The sequence below is a fragment of the Dactylosporangium sp. NPDC051087 genome (assembly GCF_055586325.1).
Window position 1 is genome coordinate 361,643 of record NZ_JBVJIJ010000004.1, and the last position, 16,384, is coordinate 378,026.

The 16,384-nt window shown below is 70.1% G+C and carries 16 protein-coding genes; 10 read left to right on the forward strand and 6 right to left on the reverse strand.

From position 1 onward, the window contains the following. Nucleotides 1–25 precede the first annotated feature (25 nt). Nucleotides 26–607, reverse strand: a complete 582-nt coding sequence (locus tag ACZ6TV_RS10590; RefSeq protein ID WP_465296892.1) for a class I SAM-dependent methyltransferase — start codon at nt 605–607, stop codon at nt 26–28. Nucleotides 608–638: 31 nt separating this feature from the next. Next, nucleotides 639–977 (reverse strand): winged helix-turn-helix transcriptional regulator, encoded by a 339-nt coding sequence (locus ACZ6TV_RS10595; RefSeq protein WP_465296893.1) that lies wholly within the window; start codon nt 975–977, stop codon nt 639–641. Between the two features lie 72 nt (nt 978–1,049). On the opposite strand from ACZ6TV_RS10595, the gene ACZ6TV_RS10600 reads away from it, so the two are divergent. After that, nucleotides 1,050–2,012, forward strand: coding sequence for a zinc-binding alcohol dehydrogenase family protein (locus tag ACZ6TV_RS10600; RefSeq protein ID WP_465296894.1), 963 nt, complete (start codon nt 1,050–1,052; stop codon nt 2,010–2,012). 39 nt (nt 2,013–2,051) lie between these two features. After that, nucleotides 2,052–2,921, forward strand: coding sequence for a DUF2207 family protein (locus ACZ6TV_RS10605; RefSeq protein WP_465296895.1), 870 nt, complete (start codon nt 2,052–2,054; stop codon nt 2,919–2,921). A 1,058-nt stretch (nt 2,922–3,979) separates the two neighbouring features. Here ACZ6TV_RS10605 and rho read toward each other — a convergent pair. Continuing rightward, nucleotides 3,980–5,197 (reverse strand): transcription termination factor Rho, encoded by a 1,218-nt coding sequence (rho, locus tag ACZ6TV_RS10610; RefSeq protein WP_465296896.1) that lies wholly within the window; start codon nt 5,195–5,197, stop codon nt 3,980–3,982. A 299-nt stretch (nt 5,198–5,496) separates the two neighbouring features. Here rho and ACZ6TV_RS10615 point away from each other — a divergent pair, with 299 nt between their 5' ends. From ACZ6TV_RS10615 to ACZ6TV_RS10630, 4 genes are all read left to right on the forward strand, one after another. Next, nucleotides 5,497–5,760, forward strand: a complete 264-nt coding sequence (locus tag ACZ6TV_RS10615; RefSeq protein ID WP_465296897.1) for a hypothetical protein — start codon at nt 5,497–5,499, stop codon at nt 5,758–5,760. 45 nt (nt 5,761–5,805) lie between these two features. Next, the gene (locus tag ACZ6TV_RS10620) at nt 5,806–6,162 is read left to right on the forward strand and encodes an ATP-binding protein (protein ID WP_465296898.1); all 357 of its coding nucleotides are present in this window, start codon (nt 5,806–5,808) and stop codon (nt 6,160–6,162) included. Continuing rightward, complete coding sequence (locus tag ACZ6TV_RS10625) at nt 6,159–6,470, forward strand: STAS domain-containing protein (protein WP_465296899.1); 312 nt, start codon at nt 6,159–6,161, stop codon at nt 6,468–6,470. The genes ACZ6TV_RS10620 and ACZ6TV_RS10625 overlap by 4 nt, the downstream gene beginning before the upstream one ends. A 176-nt stretch (nt 6,471–6,646) precedes the next feature. Beyond that, nucleotides 6,647–6,826 (forward strand): hypothetical protein, encoded by a 180-nt coding sequence (locus ACZ6TV_RS10630; RefSeq protein WP_465296900.1) that lies wholly within the window; start codon nt 6,647–6,649, stop codon nt 6,824–6,826. Between the two features lie 102 nt (nt 6,827–6,928). Here ACZ6TV_RS10630 and ACZ6TV_RS10635 read toward each other — a convergent pair whose 3' ends face one another. Beyond that, nucleotides 6,929–7,132 carry a cold-shock protein gene (locus ACZ6TV_RS10635; protein ID WP_033363591.1) on the reverse strand — a complete coding sequence of 68 codons (204 nt, stop codon included), beginning with the start codon at nt 7,130–7,132 and terminating at the stop codon, nt 6,929–6,931. Nucleotides 7,133–7,654: 522 nt separating this feature from the next. Here ACZ6TV_RS10635 and ACZ6TV_RS10640 point away from each other — a divergent pair. Further along, nucleotides 7,655–8,515 carry an RNA polymerase sigma factor SigF gene (locus ACZ6TV_RS10640; RefSeq protein ID WP_465296901.1) on the forward strand — a complete coding sequence of 287 codons (861 nt, stop codon included), beginning with the start codon at nt 7,655–7,657 and terminating at the stop codon, nt 8,513–8,515. Between the two features lie 127 nt (nt 8,516–8,642). Here ACZ6TV_RS10640 and ACZ6TV_RS10645 read toward each other — a convergent pair whose 3' ends face one another. Beyond that, entirely contained in the window at nt 8,643–9,833 is a 1,191-nt protein-coding gene (locus ACZ6TV_RS10645; RefSeq protein ID WP_465296902.1) for an LCP family protein, read from the reverse strand. Between the two features lie 116 nt (nt 9,834–9,949). On the opposite strand from ACZ6TV_RS10645, the gene ACZ6TV_RS10650 reads away from it, so the two are divergent. From ACZ6TV_RS10650 to ACZ6TV_RS10660, 3 genes are read left to right on the forward strand one after another with little or no spacing between them, the layout of a single operon-like run. After that, a complete protein-coding gene (locus ACZ6TV_RS10650; protein ID WP_465296903.1) occupies nt 9,950–11,917 on the forward strand; it encodes a hypothetical protein in 1,968 nt (655 codons plus the stop codon). A gap of 25 nt (nt 11,918–11,942) precedes the next feature. Beyond that, nucleotides 11,943–12,911 carry a glycosyltransferase family 2 protein gene (locus ACZ6TV_RS10655; RefSeq protein ID WP_465296904.1) on the forward strand — a complete coding sequence of 323 codons (969 nt, stop codon included), beginning with the start codon at nt 11,943–11,945 and terminating at the stop codon, nt 12,909–12,911. Next, nucleotides 12,908–14,446 (forward strand): O-antigen ligase family protein, encoded by a 1,539-nt coding sequence (locus ACZ6TV_RS10660; RefSeq protein ID WP_465296905.1) that lies wholly within the window; start codon nt 12,908–12,910, stop codon nt 14,444–14,446. Before ACZ6TV_RS10655 ends, ACZ6TV_RS10660 begins: the two co-directional genes overlap by 4 nt. A 64-nt stretch (nt 14,447–14,510) precedes the next feature. Here ACZ6TV_RS10660 and ACZ6TV_RS10665 read toward each other — a convergent pair whose 3' ends face one another. Further along, the gene (locus ACZ6TV_RS10665; protein ID WP_465296906.1) at nt 14,511–16,370 is read right to left on the reverse strand and encodes a hypothetical protein; all 1,860 of its coding nucleotides are present in this window, start codon (nt 16,368–16,370) and stop codon (nt 14,511–14,513) included. Nucleotides 16,371–16,384: the final 14 nt, after the last annotated feature.

A 16,384-nucleotide genomic window follows, 5' to 3' on the forward strand; every position in this document is an offset into this window, starting at 1 on the left:
GCTTTTCCGCTTCACGACTTCCGCTTCACGACTTTCCGCGTAGCCGCCAGATCGTGGTGCGCATCGTGCACTGGTCCTCGAGCTTGACGCGGACCGGGACCTCGTATGTGGCGAGCGGCTCGAACAGCCGCGTGGGCAGGTAGCCGCGGCCCGGGTCGCCGACGAGGACCTCGGCGCCGCTGCGGCGCAGGAAGCCCAGCACCCGCTCGGCGACCGGCCCGCTGTAGAAGATGTCGCCGGCGACGATGACCTCGGCGTCGACCGGGACGGACGAGGTCACGATGTCCACGCCGTTGGCCCGGGCGTTGCGGGCGCACGCGGCGAGCGCCTCGGGGTCGGTGTCCACGGCGGTGACGGTGCAGGCGCCCGCGCGGGCGGCGGCGATCCCGACCAGCCCCGAACCCGCACCCAGGTCCATGACGCTGCGGCCGGCCACGTACAGCGGCTGATCCAGTAGAAAGCGGCCCAACGCCATGCCGCCCGGCCACGCGAACGACCAGAACGGCGGTGGGACGTCGCTGCGATAGTCGCCACCGGTGGCGTCGAACAGGCCCGCGTCCTCGTCGGCCAGGTCCAGCGTGAGCTCGGGCAGCAGCGGCAGCGTCATGCGGACACCGCCGCGCCGCGACGCCGGCCGGTCATGACGCCGCCACCGGGAAGCGGTGGATGTTGGACTCGACCCAGATCCGCAGGTGGGCCAGGGGCGCGCAGGCGTCCCGGCCGAGCGGGGTCAGCGCATACTCCACCCGAAGCGGCACCTCGGCGAACACCTCGCGGGTGATCAACCCGTGCTCCTCCAACTTGCGCAGGGTGACGGTCAGGACTTTCGGGCTGATGCCCTGCAGCCGGGTCCGTAGGCTACCGAAACGCTGCGGCCCGTCCTCCAGGGCACCGAGGGCGAGCGCGCTCCACTTGTTGGCGAGCAGGTCAAGCATGTCACGGCACGGGCAGCACGCCGCGTAGACGTCGTCGGGCACGGCGCCAACAGTACCCAACGGAAACTCATCACCCTTGCGGGTAACTAGGGCGTCCTGGGTAGCGTCGGCCGTATGAGCTCTTCGGAAAGCATGCCGGCCGTCATCAGCACGGCGCAGGGCCTGAAGGACACCGAACTGCCGGTCCCCGCTCCGGGTGCGCGGGATCTGCTCGTACGGGTGAAGGCGGTGTCCGTCAACCCGGTGGACCACAAGGTCCGGCGCGGCGGCGGTGACAAGGTCCTCGGCTGGGACGCGGCCGGCGTGGTCGTGGCGGTCGGCGACGAGGTGACCCTGTTCGCACCCGGCGACGAGGTGTACTACGCCGGCAGCATCGACCGTCCCGGCACCAACTCGCGGCTGCACCTGGTCGACGAGCGGATCGTGGGCCACAAGCCGGCGACGCTGGACTTCGCCGCCGCGGCGGCCCTGCCGCTGACGACGATCACCGCCTGGGAGACGCTGTTCGACCGGTTCCGGCTCTCCTCGCAGTCCACGGGCACGCTGCTGGTGCTCGGCGCCGCCGGCGGGGTCGGCTCGATGGTGATCCAGCTGGCGAGGGCGCTGACGGGCGTGACGGTGATCGGCTCGGCGTCACGTGACGAGTCTCGCAAGTGGGCACTGGACCTCGGCGCGCACGAGGTCGTGGACCATCACGACCTCCCTTCAGGCGTCGACTACATCTTCTCGCCGAGCACGGCGGGGCGGATCGAACGGTTCGCGGAGATCCTCCGCCCGGGCGGCGAGATCACCGCGATCGACGAGCCGGAAGGACTGGACCTGTTGCCGCTCAAGGCGAAGAGCATCACCTTCCACTGGGAGCTGATGTTCACCCGGCCGCTGTTCCAGACCCCGGACATGATCGCCCAGCACGAGCTGCTCGACCGGGTCGCCTCGCTCGTCGACGACGGCACGATCCGCTCCACCCTGACCACCCACCTGTCCCCCATCGATGCGGCGACGCTCACACGTGCCCACGAAATGGTTGAATCGGGACATATGGTCGGCAAGGTGGTGGTTGGGGAGCGGCTAGAGTGATTGCTCGAAGTCTCCCCATCCCCCGTGGGAAGGACCGCCGTGGACTGGCCCCCGTTCCTCGAGTTCAGCGTGCCCACCGCGCTGGCCCTCTGGGTCGCCGCGGTGGCGGTGAGCCTGTGGCGCTCCCGCCCGCGCCTGCCCGAGCCCGGCCCGACCCGCACCGACCTGCCGGGCCAGGAGCCGCCGGCGGTCGTCAGCCTCATGGTCAACCGCTGGCGCTCCGACGAGGACGCGATCGACAGCACCCTGCTCGACCTGGCCGCGCGGGGCTTCCTGGAGCTGCGCGAGACCGGCGACGAGCCGACCCAGACGACCGCCCGCCTGCGCAAGGGCGACGGCCGCAGCCTGACGCCGTATGAGCAGCAGATCCTCGACCGCGTGCACCGCCTGTCGGTCAACGGCGAGACCTCGCTGACCCGCCTGGCGTTCGACAGCTGGACCGAGGCCCGCCGGTGGCGGCGCACCTTCTACCGTGCCGTCGTGGACGAGGCCCGTGCCCGCGGCCTCTCCCAGCCCCGCCTGGCCCCGAAGATGCGGCGCGGCCTGCTGCTCGGCGCGATCCTGCCGGCCCTGCTCATGTTCGTCACCTGGTGGTGGGTCGACGAAGAGCTCAGCGCCAAGATCCCCGACCAGGTCACCGGCGCCATCATCGGCGCCGCCGCGGTCTACCTGGCCCAGTACTTCGTGGTCGACTACGGCTGGTCCGACCAGACCACCCCTGAGGGCATGGCCGCGACGGAGAGCTGGCTCGGCCTGCGCGAGCACCTCACAACCGTCGAGGGCGTCGCTGACCTCGCTCCGGCCGACATCGCCTCGTGGGGCCGCGAGATGGCCTATGCCTCAGCGCTCGGCGTCCTCTCGGCGGACGAGGCACTGGTCCGCTTAGCCCCGGGAACCCGCTCCCGCTGACCCTGGGCCTGCCTGGTCCCGCTTGGGCCCCACGCGGGACGCCCCACTGACCCCGCCCGCTCAGGTGGTGGCGACGAGGTGGGCCTCGGTGAGGGCATCCGGCACCCGCAGCCGCTCATCCGAATACAGCGCCAGGCCCTGCTCCTGCGGTTCCTGGCCTGCGGTTCCTGGCCTGCGGTTCCTGGCCTGCGGTTTTCTCGCGGGCCCGATCCGTGGTTCCCGACTCCCTGGACCTCCGAGATTCGCTCTCGCTGAATCCCGGCCCGCTTGGCCCCGAGGACTCGCTCCAGCCGAACCTGATCGACTTAGCTCCTGGAGCCGGCTCCCGCTGGCCTGGTTCCGCCCGCCCCCATGGGACGGACGCCACCAATCCCCGCTGCGCACTGAACCCAGCGTGGCCACTCAGCCCCAGTCCAGGCCCTGGCCCACGGGGTCGTGATCCACCGGGCTCCTGGTCACGGGCTCCTGGTCACGGGCTCCTGGTCACGGGCTCCTGGTCACGGGACACCATGAGTCGCTCTCGCTGAATCCTGGTCCGCCTGGCCTCGGGAACTCGCGCCCGCTGAACCTGGCTGCTCAGCCCGGGCCGGCTTCCACTGGGACCTGACCCCTGGCGCTCACGGGACGAGTCCCGCTGATCCCCCGGTTTCACCGAATACTGGCTGGCCCAGCGCCGGGCTCCGATCCCCCCACAGATCCTGGTCCGCAGGTCCTGGTTTCGCCGGACCTCCGGAAAGGCCGCCGGACACCCAAGACTCGCCCCCGCTGATCCTGGTCCGCCGGCCGCCTGGGAACTCGCTCCCGCCGGACCTCGCCGGTTTGACCCGTCCAACTCGCGGTCGACCGACTCCGAACCTGTCTGCCTACCCCCGGAGGAACCCACTGCAACCCTGGAAACCTCATGACGCTCGACCGGGGAGGGTCCGCAGGCGTTCGCTCCGTGACCGCCGCCTGCTAAAAAGCACGGTAGCAAACGCGAAAAAATTGATCATTGGTTCGTGTTTGCGGCATCACCTTCAGTGGCAGCGCCGCGCGGGTTGTGAGCGGCGCGCCGGTGGCTAGTTGGTGTTACCGCGCAGGAGCATGGTCAGGAACTCGGCGTTCGACTGGGTTTTCGACAGCCGGTCCAGCAGTTGCTCGGTCGCCCCGCCGTTGCTGGCCGACAGTGCCTTGCGCAGGCGTGACACAGCGAGCAGCTCGTCGGGGTGCAGGATGACGTCGTCGCGGCGGGTGCTGGAGGCGTCGACGTCGATCGCCGGGAAGACGCGCCGGTCGGCGAGCTTGCGGTCCAGTTTGAGCTCGGCGTTGCCGGTGCCCTTGAACTCTTCGAAGATGACGGTGTCGCCGGTCGAGCCGGTCTCCACCAGCGCGGAGGCGATGATGGTGAGCGAGCCGCCGTTCTCGATGTTGCGGGCGGCGCCGAGCAGGCGCTTCGGCGGGTAGAGCGCGTTGGCGTCGATGCCGCCGGTGAGGATGCGGCCGGAGGCGGGGGCCGAGTTGTTGTACGCGCGGCCGAGCCGGGTGATCGAGTCGAGGAGCAGGACCACGTCGTGGCCGAGTTCGACGAGGCGCTTGGCGCGTTCGGTGGCGAGCTCGGCGATGCCGGTGTGCTCCGACGGCGGCCGGTCGAACGTGGAGGCGATGACCTCGCCCTGCACGGACCGCTGCATCTCGGTGACCTCTTCGGGTCGCTCGTCGATGAGCAGGACCATGAGGTGGACCTCTGGGTTGTTCTGCGCGATGGCGTTGGCGATCGACTGCAGGACCATCGTCTTGCCGGCTTTCGGCGGCGACACGATGAGTGCCCGCTGGCCCTTGCCGATGGGCATGACCAGGTCGATGAGCCGGTTGGTGAGCTGCTTCGGGCCGGTTTCCAGGCGGAGCCGCTCCTGCGGGAACAGGGCGGTCAGCTTGCTGAACTCCGGCCGGTTGCGGGCCCACTCGGGGTCGTTGCCGTGCACGGTGTCGAGCCGGGTGAGGGTTGACCCGTTGGCGCTGCCGGTGATCGCGTCGCCTTGGCGCAGCCCGTACTTCCGGACCATCGCGGCGGGGATGGCGACGTCTTCGGGGCTCGGGCTGTAGCTCTCGACCCTCAGGATCATCTTGTCGCGGAAGACGTCGGCGATGCCGGAGACGTCCCGCGCCTCGCCCGACTCTGGGGGCTGAGGCTGGTTGCCGGGGCGGCTGTGGTCCCGGTTGCGCTGCGCGGATCTGGTGCGGCGAGGTTTCGCCGGGTGATTTTGCTTGTTTCGATCCAACACTTCGGTTGGGGCCATGGGCGTCCTCCTCGGGACTGGCGTTTGAGGTGGCTTGTGTCCCTGAGAACACTGGCCGAAACGCGTGTGACCTTGGCTTCCTGCGAGAGGGCGTGACACGCGTTTGAGAAAGGTGGTCCCCGGGCGACAGACTGCCGACTTCCGCGGGACTGGCTTGACCGTAGCTCGTCAAGCCCGCCAGGGCAAGTATCTGTCCGTAGTCGACACGCTACCTTCCGGCAACCGAGTGGCGGACCGGCCCGCACCATCCCGGCGGAACTCTGGTTGGCGTCGGGAAGCACACGAGCTCGGGGGTTGACATGAACAGCACGTTCGACACGGTCCGCGCCGAGGCGCTCTTCGCTTCCGCTCTGCAGGCCTCGCAGGAGCCGTCGGCCGTGCAGATCCGCTCGGCGGTGACGTCGACGTTGCGTCGTTTCGGCATCAAGGGCTGCGCGGCCCGGGTCGCCGGCGAGTTCGGTGAGTACCCGGAGACGTCGGCGGCGCGCATGAGCTGGGCCCTGGACATGATCAACTCCGCGTACCAGGAGCTGGCTGCTCGCGAGTTCGCTTACGCGGGCTGACCTGCGGCGCGTTTCCGATCTCCGGTTCGCGGTAAAACATCAGGTGTGGACCTGCGCCTGACCGTCGACCTGCCGCGCGATCTCGATCGCATGAACACCCTCCGGCACGTCCTGGACGGCGCGCTCGCCGGCTTGGGCGTCGACGAGCAGAAACGCACCGACATCGGCCTGATCGTCTCGGAGACGTGGGCCAACGTGATCACCCACGTACGGGTGGGCATCGCCTTTCAAGTCCGCGCTACGGTCGATGAGAAGGCGTGCGTGATCGAAGTCACGTCCCCGCCGGACGCTCCTGACGCGCAGCTGCCGTCGGAGCCCTCCCTCCAGGTCGTCTCGACCCTCGCCGATACTGTCGACGTGGGTGGCGATGGCCTCCTGCTGAGGGTGGTGAAACATCTGTGACCGCTTTCGCCGCACTGGCCTCCCCCGGCCCTGACGGCACGGTGACCGTGACCGCCACCGGTGAGCTCGACATGACGAGCGCCCCGACCCTTATCGAGTCCTTGCGCGACGCCATCCACGCGTACGCGCCATCCCGGGTCGATCTCGACCTGTCCGGCGTGCCCTTCATGGACTCGACCGGAATCCAGGTGCTCGTCGCCGCGCAGTCCGACGTGGGTGGCGACCTGCGCATCACCGGCACCAGCCCTGCGGTGCACCGGCTACTTGAGCTCACCGGGTTGCTGGAGACGTTCGGGCTAACCGTTTAGCAACCGAACTAGGAGCATCTCGGCACCCGGCCAGGAGTTAGCTGGATCACAGCAGGGAGCAACGAGCAGGAGGTCACATCATGGAGTCGACGTTTGAAGCGGTCCGCGCTGAAGCTCTCTTCGCCTCCACGTTGCAGATGTCGCAAGGTCCCGCGGATGCTGAGGTTCGTGCCGCGGTGACGGTCACGCTGCGGCGGATCGGGGTGCAGGGTTGTGTCGCGCGGGTCGCGACCGAGTTCGGCGATCATCCGGAGACGGCGACGAAGCGGATGAGTTGGGCGCTGCGGACGATCCGGCACGCCTACGCGCAGTCGTGCACTCCTGAGGTCTTCGCCCGTCCCGCCGCGCTCGCGTGAAACTTCCCCGTCCAACCGCAAAGCCCCCGCCGGAAAGTCCGGACGGGGGCTTGCATACTCCTTCGGCCGTGAAGCGGGTCTCGGCCTACGACTAAGGGTGTGTCAGACCGGACGGATGTTGTCGGCCTGCGGACCCTTCTGGCCCTGAGTGATCTCGAACTCGACCTTCTGACCCTCGGTCAGCTCGCGGTAGCCGGTGGCCTGGATCGCCGAGTAGTGCGCGAACACATCGGGTCCACCGTTGTCCTGCGAGATGAAGCCGTAGCCCTTCTCCGAGTTGAACCACTTCACCGTGCCTGATGCCACGTGTAACTCCTTAGCGACGACACCCCGACCCGCACCTCACGGATCAATGTTGAATCAGGTGCACGCCACGGGTGAGACGGTAACCTGCGCGCTGCAAAAACGCAGCCCCGGTATCGGCATGCGGACCCGATCGACTACCGAATTGAAATGGAAAACCAATGCTTTCGTATACACCGAGTAGTGGATCGATCTACTGTCGGTGATAGATGACCTCGGAATAACCTCGTGGGAGCGCGCATCTCGCATTTGGCGCACCGCTCTAGTACAGTCGGGCTCGGTCACCTCGTCCGAACGGACGATTTAGGGCTCCGTCCAGCAGCGGCGGGCCAGCCCTCCGGTTGACCTCGCAGGTCTTGCACCGGCACTCAAACAACGGGTGTCGAGAGCGATTCCCGACCGGCGCCGGCTTCAGTGCGCTCTGCGCCAGGCCAGGCACGGTGACGTAACCCCTTCCAGCACGGCTCTTATTCACCGTGCCGTCACCGCCGTTCCGGTCAAACGCACCAGAAGGGTCATTCCCCGATGACGATCACTGTCTCCACCTCCGCTCCGGCTTCGCAGGATGTCAGCCGCGCGATCGCCAGGAGCCACGAGACCCCGACCGAGAGCAGCAGCACGCGGGCCAATGACGCCCAGGCCAAGGCGTTGCTGTCCCTGCTCGGCGACCTGCCGGCGGGCGCTGACCGCGACCGCGTGCGGGCCCGCCTCATCGAGCTGTACATCCCCCTGGCCGAATACCTGGCCCGCCGCTTCCGCAACCGCGGCGAGCAGTTCGACGACCTCGTGCAGGTCGCGAACCTCGGCCTCATCAAGTCTGTCGACGGCTACGACCCGACCCGCGGCGCCGCCTTCACCAGCTACGCGATCCCGATGATCGTCGGCGAGCTCAAGCGGCACTTCCGCGACAAGGGCTGGGACGTCCGCGTCCCGCGCCGCCTGCAGGAGCTGCGCCTGGAGATCTCCAAGGTCTCCGGTGACCTCGCCCAGGACCTGGGCCGCTCGCCGACGGTCGCCGACCTCGCCGCCCGCCTGGGTGTCAGCGAGGAGGAGATCATCGAGGGTCTGGACTGCGGTCAGGCCTACCGGGCGCTGTCCCTGGACGCCCCCGCCGGCGACAGCGCCGAGCCGGGTGCCACCGGCCTGGGTGACCTGCTCGGTGGCGAGGACCCCGACATGGCCAACGTGGAGAACCGGGAGTCGCTGCGCCCGATCCTGGCCAAGCTGCCGGAGCGTGAGCAGAAGATCATCGCGATGCGTTTCCACGGCAACCTGACCCAGTCGCAGATCGCCGCGGAGCTCGGTATCTCCCAGATGCACGTGTCCCGTCTCCTCGCGGGCGCATTGCGCACCCTGCGTTCGGAGCTCTCCGCCATCGCCGAGTAGTCGTCACCGTACGTATTGCGCGACAACCCGAAAGAATGGCGCTGCCGTTCTCTCGGGTTGTCGCGCATCTCGGTAGACCTCAGTAGACCGCGGTCAATGGTCAGACAACCGGGTGGCGGGCTGCCGCTCAGCCGCTGGAGCTGACGATGCCCGGGTTGGCGGCGACGAACGTCGGCACGGTCTTCGTGCGGACGGCGCTCAGCAGGTCCAGGGTGGTCTGGTCCAGGGCCTCGGCGCCCGGGTTCTCCGGGGAGGCGTGGAAGCCGCCGTCGTTGGTCTTGAGGGTCAGCATGCGGTCGCCGTCGATGCCGCGCATCGCGAAGATCCAGTCGTCCAGGCCGATCTTGCCGGAGTCGATGGTCATGGCGCGGCCGATGACTTCGAGGACCTTGTTGAGGGTGGCGGGGTTGCCGATGACCTCTTTGCTGGCGATCTTCTTCAGCAGGGCCTTGATGAACTGCTGCTGGTGGCGCTGGCGGTCGTAGTCGCTCTTGGGCAGGGTCTCGCGCTGCCGGACGAAGTCGAGGGCTTCCCAGGCGGCCAGGTGCTGGTAGCCGACCTCATACACCTTGGGTGTGACGCCCTTGATGGGGATGAGGGTGGTGCCGCCGTTGGGGTTGTCCCGCTGCTCGAACGGGACCTTCGTGTTGCCCTGCGCGTCGTGGCCGATGTGGACGGACACGGTGCGCTGGTCGACGTACATGTCGACGCCGCCGAGGACCCGCACGACGTCCTGGAAGCCGACGAAGTCGACGATCGCCGCCGCGTCGAACACGATGCCCCAGTTCTGCTTGATCGTCGCGGCCAGCAGGGTGGTGCCGTGCTTGCGCTGGTCCTTGCCGGTGAGGCCGTAGCCACCCTCGGCGAAGGCGCCGTTGATCTTGCCTTTGCCGCCGTTGTAGGTGCGTTTGCCGTTGCTGTACCTCGGGATCGCCACCCACGTGTCGCGCGGGATCGAGATCAGGAAGGCCATGTCGTGGCTGGCGGGGATGTGCAGGATCAGGATCGAGTCGGAGCGGATCGCCTCGGTCGGGTCCTGGTTGGGCCGGGGGTCGATGCCGATCAGCAGGATGTTCTTGGCGCCGCTGACCGTGGCGTGCTTCTCGCCCTGACCGCCGAGCAGGTCCTCTTTGTTGACGCTGCGGGTCGCATAGCCGAAGACGGCGTCCTTGAGCACGAACGTCGTGCCGGAGACGATCATCAGCAGTGCGCCCCCGATGACGAGGAGCCTCGCCCACAGTGGATCCCGCCGGCCGCGACCTTTTCGTCGCGCCACGCCCTTCGCCAACGCCCGCCACTCCCCGTATTCGGCAATCACCTTCCGTCATGAAGGCCGGCCCCGGAAGCCTTCTGCACGGTACCTGGACAACGCGATATCGTCACGTCCCGGCGGCGACGTTGCATCGCCGGTGGCACCGATCGATACGGAGCGTGATGGTGATCCGCAAAACGGCGGTGACGGCGGCGGCGTTGGCGCTGGCCTGGCTCGTGCCGTTGGCGACCCATCCGCTGCACCTCGACGCCGTGCTGCCGCTGCTCGTCCTCGCCGGCACGGTGGCGGTCCAGCGGGGCTCGACGAGCCTGGTGGACCGGATCGTGACGGCGGCCGGCCAGCTGTTCGGCGCCGCCTGTGTCTTCGGGCTCGCGATCACGTTGTGGCCCGGTCACCTCCACCCGACGTTGATCGCCGGGGTCGCGCTGTCGGTGCTGGTCCTGGTCGCCGCCGCCACCAACCGGATGCCGGAAATGCCCGGGATGCGCAAAGACGCACTCCTCGCAATCGCCGTTGCCGTCACGTCGCTGGTGGCCCTCGTCCCGTACGCCGCCCGCGACCTCGGCGGCCGGCTCGGCCTCCCGCTCGCCGGTGAGGACATCGCCCGGCACTACCTGCTGTTCGACGTCATCGGACGCACCGGCGGCTACCTGTTCATGCGCCCCGAGGCGCTGCGCCCGTTCGTGCCCGACGCGGAGCTGACCGGCATCGCCAACTACCCCCAGGGCCTGCACTTCAGCTTCGCCGTCCTGGACCGGTTCGCGCGCTCGTCTGGGCACAACGCCGCGCCCGCCACCGCCGTCGACGTCATGGTGTGGCTGCTCGTCGGCACGTACCTGCTGCTCTGCCTCGCCGTCCTGTGGGCCGCCCGCCGCATCGCCGGGCCCGGCGCCAGCCCCGCCCGGCTGCTCCCGGTGCTGGCCGTCGTCGTCGCCTGGCTGGTCCTCGGCGACCCGGTGACCGTGCTGTCCCGCGGCTACCCCAACGAGCTCGCCGGCCTCGCCTGCGCCGCCGTCCTGACCGGCCTGGTCGCCCGCCCGCTGACCCGCGGGGGTGAGCAGACGGCGACGGTCGCGCTGCTGCTCGTCGGCGTGTCGTTCACCTATGCGCTGTTCCTGCCGTATGCGGGGATCATCGCCGCCCTGTGGGCCGTCCGCGCGAGGCTGTGGCGGCACTGGTGGGCATGGGTCACCGCGGCCGCCGTCGGCGCGCTCTCGGCGATCGGCCCGCTGACCGCGGCGACCGCGTCCAGCGGCGACCAGCTGCTGCTCAACGGCACCGCCAGGATCGTCGACCGCCCGGCGACGGTGCTGCTCGTCGCCCTGGCCGCGGCGGGACTCCTCGCCGTCGGCAGCTCACGGCTCAAGCCGGCGGGACCGCTCGGCATCAGGAGCCCGCGGCTCAGGGCGGCCGGGTTCGCGCTCGCCACGGCCGGCGTGATGGCCGTCGGGCTCGGCGCGTACCAGATCGCCACCCTCGGCCGGCCCGTCTACTACTTCGACAAGCTGCTGCACCTGCTGATCGTGGTCGCGCTGTGCACCCTCGGCGCCGCGGCCAGGTTCCGCTTCAAGGCGACCGCCGCGGTCGCGGTGCCCGTCGCGCTGTTCATGCTGGTCGCCGGCGGTGAGTGGCACACGACGCCGGTCGCGCCCGGGGTGAAGCTCGCGCTCGGCAAGGACCGCGGCTCCCCGGAGGCGGCCCGGGACGCGCTGCTGATCGCCCGGATGTTCCCCGACGGCGGCAACGCGGTGAACGTCAACCTGATGGGCAGTCCGTGGCGTAACTGGTCCGGGACGCTCGGTGCCGCCGCGCTGCAGGGCCAGTACCGCCAGTTCCCGGGTTGGTCCGGGCTGCTGTACCCCGGCGGCAAGGGCGGCACGATGGACGACCTCGACCGTTTGGTGGCGAACAGCCCGGTGACCGTGCGGTTCTTCCTGCACGACCCGGCGGCCAGCCTGCTCGTTATGGACAAGGATCACCCGAGCCGCCCCGCGGTGCGACCCGGCCAGCCGCTGCCGGTAGCCTTCGGTGATCCGGCCGCACCGTCGAACATCGAGGCAGCCCGCGCGCTCGCTGCGAAGTATCCGACAAAAGTGCAGCTCGTGTACGCTACGCCAGCGAACCCTTAAGGATCGCCGAGACGGATTGGTCATCGTGCAAACACCCGTGGTGAGCGTCGTCATCCCGACGCGCAACCGGCCCGAGCTGGTGGTGCGTGCCGTGCGCAGCGCACTGGCCCAGACGCTGCAGGAGATCGAGGTCGTCGTCATCATTGACGGACCCGACGCCGCGACGGTTGCAGCCCTCGGCGAGATCGGCGACAAGCGAGTCCGCTGGGTCGAGCGGGAGACGTCCGGCGGTGCGCCCGCCGCCCGCAACCACGGCGTCGACGTCGCCGAGGCCGAGTGGGTCGCGTTCCTCGACGACGACGACGAGTGGCTGCCGGAGAAGCTCGAGACCCAGCTGAGCCGGGCGAAGGCGTCGGGGGTGGCGCTGCCGATCGTGGGCAGCCGCCTCTACATGCGCACCCCGCGGGCCGAGCTGATCATGCCGCGCCGCGTGCCGGCGCCCGGCGAGCCGATCAGTGAATACCTGGCCGTGCGGCACGGGCTGTTCCACGGCGACGGGTTCATCCAGACCTCCACGATCATGGCGCCGACGGCGCTGCTGCGGAAGGTGCCGTTCGCCGACGGGCTGCGCCGGCTGCAGGAGCTCGACTGGACGCTGCGCAGCCTCCAGGAGGACGGCGTCGACCTGATCTACGCCGAGGAGCCTCTCGTCATCTGGTATGCGGACGAGAACCGGCCGCGGATCAGCTTCGACGCGCCGTGGAAGCAGTCGCTGGACTGGTTGAAGGAGACCCGGCCGCGGGTCACCCCCCGCGCCTACGCGGCGCTCGCGATGAGCGTGGTCGGCTCGATGGCCGCGGCCAGCCGCAGCCCCCGCGTCTTCTTCGACCTGCTCGGCGAGGCCCGCCGGCACGGCAAGCCCAGCGTGACCGACTATGTGACGTTCCTGCAGGTGTGGCTGGTCCCCGCCGGTCCGCGGCGGGTCGTGCGCGACTTCTTCCTGAGCCGCAACCGGCGCAAGGACAAGAAGCAGCTGCCGGCCAGCGCCCAATGAAGAAGGTCGCCGCCGGCGCTGTCGCCGCGGTCCTGGCGGTCCTCGCGGCGGTCCTGGAGCACGGCCGCACCGGCAGTGTCAGCGAGTCGGCGGAGGCGTTCGCGGCGGCGGTCATCGCCCTCGGCGTCGTCGGTCTCGCGGTCAGCCTGCCCGGCGTCACGTTGCGCGGCGCGGTCGCCGGTGGACTGTTCACGACCGCGGGCATCCTCACGTGGACGTCGACGCACCGCCCGATCGTCATCTGGGCGGTGCTCTTCGTCGAGGTCGTCGTCTTCGCGGTCTGGGGCCGGCCGTGGCTGCGCACCCTGCGCGAGCTGCCGGGGCTCGGCGGCGCCTGGCTCGGCCTGTCCTATTGGGTGTTCGGCGTGCTCGGCGCCCTGTTCGTGATGCGGGCCGGCCACCTCACCGTGGCCGCGCAGCGGCTGGCGTATCTGGGCGTCTTCACCCTCGCGGTCCTCGCGGTCGTCGCCTCGACCAAGAAGGACCAGCGCAAGGACCTCAGCGTCGGCATGGCCGCGGCGGTCCTCGTCGGCATCGGCGCGCTGCTCTACTTCGGCGCCGGCAGTCTCTTCGACGACCTCCACGCGATCCCCGACAGCGCGTCGGCCCGCGTGATGCGCAACCGCTTCTGGGGCGGTCCGGGGCTGTTCTACCACCCGAACTCCCTCGCCGGCCTGGTCGTCATCGCGGCGGTGCGGGTCGGGTTCGACCGGGCGTTCGCCGCCTGGCAGCGTCTCGGCGTCGCCGTGGTCGCCGCGCTGGTCCTGTCGATCAGCGACTCGCGGACCGGATTCGTGTTCGCGACGGCCGCCGCGTTGGCTCATGCGGCGGTGGTACTGCTGCGCCGGTGGACCGCACGTAACGGCCGGGACGCGGTGGGCGGCAGCGACGATCTCGAACGGTCCGGCCGGTCCGGCCTGGTCGCTGTCGCGATGCCGTTCGTCGTGCTCGCGGCCGTCTTCACGATCGGCGGCGGCAGCACGTTCCTCTTCCGTGACAGGTTCACCGACGGCGGCAACGACGTCACCAGCGGCCGCACCGACACGTGGCGGCAGGTGTGGGTCGACTGGGAGCACGCCGGCTGGGCGGAGAAGACGTTCGGCGACGCCCGCACCTCCCGGGCGGTCGTGCACCGCGACGACGACGGCGCCCCGAAGGAGGGCCCGCGCCGCGACCTGAACACCGACAACGCCGCGGTCGGCGCGTTCCGCCGCGGTGGCGTGCTCGGCGCGATCGGCTTCCTGATCGGGGTGGCCCTGCTGCTCTGGCACGCGCTGCGTGGTCTCTGGCAGGCGGTCGTTCTGCGCCGGCCCGGCGTCCGGCACCCGGCCCTGTGGTTCACGGTCGGCGCCGCGGCGGCCGTACCGACGATCATGACCGAGGACTGGGTGATCGGCGGCACCAACGGCGCCATCTGGCTGATCCTGCTCGCGGGTGAGGTCCGGTCGAGGACCGCGCCCGAGTCGCCCGCGGTCGTGCCCGGCCAGAGCCCGTCGGCGGAACCCGCCGAGGGACGCCAGGACGCCACGGCATAGGCCGGGCACTTCAAAGCGAGGGTGCGCCGAGGACGTCAGGCTCGAAGCGCGGGTGCCGAGAACCTCAGGGCGCGACGGCGTAGGCGACGTCGGCGCGGCGGTGGACCTGCCAGGTCGGCGGCACGTAGAACTCGCACTGGTGCGGTGGTTTCACGCACACGACGGCGTCCACGTCGTTGATGGTCGCCGCCGCCAGCCCGGGCTGCAGCGACTGCATCGACACGATCTTCGTGCCGCGCAGCAGGATCCACCACGGGTACTCCCACGTGTTGTAGCCCTGCACGATTCCGACCCGGCGGGCCCCGGACTCGCGGACGGCCGCCGCGGCCCACTCGTAGTCGCCCCGCCGCTGCGGCTCACGGATGAAGCGCTGGTCCAGCTGCGACGTCGTGAAGACCGAGCCTTGGCCGACGAGCCGCCGGGGCCAGCCGTACGCGACGGCGAACCCGCCGGCCGCGACCCCGACCGCGAGCGTCCCCGTCGTCGCCCACGTCGCGAACCGACGCCCGTTGAGGCTCGCGATCCACAGGCCCGCGAGCGGCGCGCCGAGGACGATGAGGAAGACGACGAGCCGGTTGCCCCACGGCTGCCATTTCACGGTGACGACGTACGCGAGGACCGCCAGCCAGAAGACGGCCGCATACAGGCGGGTGTCCTTGCGGAACGCCAGCAGCAGGGCGCCGATCAGGATCAGGACGCCTTGCGCGGGCAGCGACACCCGGTCCTCGTCCGGCGGCCACGACGGGTAGGGGAAGGTCTCGTTCCAGTACGTGATGTCCCGCGCCTGCGGGTCGACGCCGAGGACGCCGGCGACGCCGATGATCGCGGCCTCGACGGCCCTGTTGACGGGTCCGACCGGCGTCTGCAGCGCCGTCTCCGCGATGCGCAGCGCATTGACCAGCACTGAGGCCGGGTCGTGCGCCTGCATGGAGATCGAGTCACGCAGATGCGCCGGACCGAGGGGGTTGTCGTAGGTCGCCTGCACCCGCAGCAGGTTCGGCCCGGCGAGGAGCAGCATCAGCGCGCCGACCGCAGCGGCGGAGGCGAGCCCGCGCCACCGGGACCGGCGCAGCTGCGCGGCGGCCCAGACGGCGAGGAGCAGCCCGGCGGCGAGCAGCCCGGTCGCCTTCGTCAGCAGTGTCAGCCCGGCGGCCGTGCCGATGAGCAGCGTGTCGAGCAGGCCGGTCCGGGCGCGCAGGCCGTCGAGGGCGAGGGTGGCGACGCACGCGACCCACAGCGCGACGACCAGGTCGGTCTGGGTGCTGGTCGCCTCGAGCAGGATCATCGGCGTGGTCCCGGCGACGAGCGCGGTGAGCAGCTGCGCCCGGGTGCCGCCGCCGAGCTGCCCCGCGATGCGTGCCGCCGCGAGGACCGCGCCGACCCCGGCGGCGAGCTGCACCAGGTTGTAGAAGCCGTCGCCGCCGGTGAGCAGTCGCAGGTGCAGCAGCAGGTATTCCGCGCCCGGCGCCATCGCGAGCTGCCGGTCGATAACGGTCGGGTAGAACGTGACGTCGCCCTGCTGCACCCAGTGCTCGATCTTCGGCAGGTGGTAGGTCTGCGAGTCGTAGTTGTTGGGTGGGGCGACGAGCGCGACGACGAGGTCGAGCAGGAACAGCCCGGCGAGCACCCCGACGATGAGCCGCTCGGCGGTGGCCAGTCCGGCCCACCGGGCCCGCAGGTCGAGGACCGGGAGGCGGCGGGAGCGGACCGCGAAGGTCGCGGTCACCGCGAGCGCCACCAGCCACAGGACGGTGACCGCGGTGCGGTTGAGTGCGTGCAGGGCCGACAACGCCTCGACGGACAGGCAGGCGGCGCCGCCGACGAGGACCGACGCGCGGAGCAGCGCGAGCCGCAGGCCGCCGCCTTCGCGGGGCCGGCACAGGCAGCAGACAGCGATAAACGTGAGCAGCGGCACCACGATCACCGGGCACAAGCTAC

Excerpts from the sequence above, each read along its gene's own strand:
- ACZ6TV_RS10600 (WP_465296894.1), top strand. The coding sequence starts at position 1,050 with ATGAGCTCTTCGGAAAGCATGCCGGCCGTCATCAGCACGGCGCAGGGC.
- ACZ6TV_RS10615 (WP_465296897.1), top strand. The coding sequence starts at position 5,497 with ATGAACAGCACGTTCGACACGGTCCGCGCCGAGGCGCTCTTCGCTTCC.
- ACZ6TV_RS10650 (WP_465296903.1), top strand. The coding sequence starts at position 9,950 with ATGGTGATCCGCAAAACGGCGGTGACGGCGGCGGCGTTGGCGCTGGCC.
- ACZ6TV_RS10590 (WP_465296892.1), bottom strand. The coding sequence starts at position 607 with ATGACGCTGCCGCTGCTGCCCGAGCTCACGCTGGACCTGGCCGACGAG.
- rho (WP_465296896.1), bottom strand. The coding sequence starts at position 5,197 with ATGGCCCCAACCGAAGTGTTGGATCGAAACAAGCAAAATCACCCGGCG.
- ACZ6TV_RS10660 (WP_465296905.1), top strand. The coding sequence starts at position 12,908 with ATGAAGAAGGTCGCCGCCGGCGCTGTCGCCGCGGTCCTGGCGGTCCTC.
- ACZ6TV_RS10640 (WP_465296901.1), top strand. The coding sequence starts at position 7,655 with ATGACGATCACTGTCTCCACCTCCGCTCCGGCTTCGCAGGATGTCAGC.